This is a genomic window from Thiolapillus sp. (genome assembly GCF_048562965.1).
Classification (GTDB): domain Bacteria; phylum Pseudomonadota; class Gammaproteobacteria; order Chromatiales; family Chromatiaceae; genus Thiolapillus; species Thiolapillus brandeum_A.
The window spans coordinates 1-511 of the sequence record NZ_JBHNMF010001692.1 but is presented as its reverse complement, the minus strand read 5'-3'; the positions used below and the strand labels follow the sequence as shown (position 1 = coordinate 511).

General features: G+C 55.2%; 1 protein-coding gene. It reads left to right on the top strand.

Annotation, left to right across the window (positions count from 1 at the left end; all coding sequences use genetic code 11):
* Nucleotides 1-126 precede the first annotated feature (126 nt).
* Entirely contained in the window at nt 127-414 is a 288-nt protein-coding gene (locus ACOCD2_RS26250; RefSeq protein WP_293675730.1) for a hypothetical protein, read from the top strand.
* The last annotated feature ends 97 nt before the right edge of the window (nt 415-511 follow it).

Here is a 511-nt window from a genome sequence, read left to right as displayed (position 1 = left end):
GATGATGGGCTGACACAGTCCGGAGGTCGCCTTCGATCCAAAATAACTGCCCATGGCTGTTGATCCATTCGATGTGTTGGGTCAATAGCATAGACTCGGCGTACTATCAAGCGTGTCTTCGGCCTCGTGATAGATTTTGGGACATCCCAGTCCCCAAAATCGACTCGGCCTTTGACAACCTATTGGTGCCCCAGCCGTCCTGGTCACCAAGCACTACGCAACAACTTCGCAAGCTCGTTGCTGCTCCGTACTTGGCTCCCATATGACTGGACGCCGCGTTCGGAGGCCTACTTTGTTTTCCCTCTGGCGCAAGGCACGCCGGGAAAACAGTGCGGCCTCGCGGCTACTGGGGACTACCAGCCTTCTCTTCGCTCTCCATGGCTGGCAGCGGATGTCAAGCCTCTACAGACATGAAAAAGCGATTGTAGATCCATGGAGGCAGGCTTGTACTCATCTTAGGGGTGAGTAGTTACTTCGCCTGTTGCTCTCCTCCCTCCCCCTCTGTCAGGAT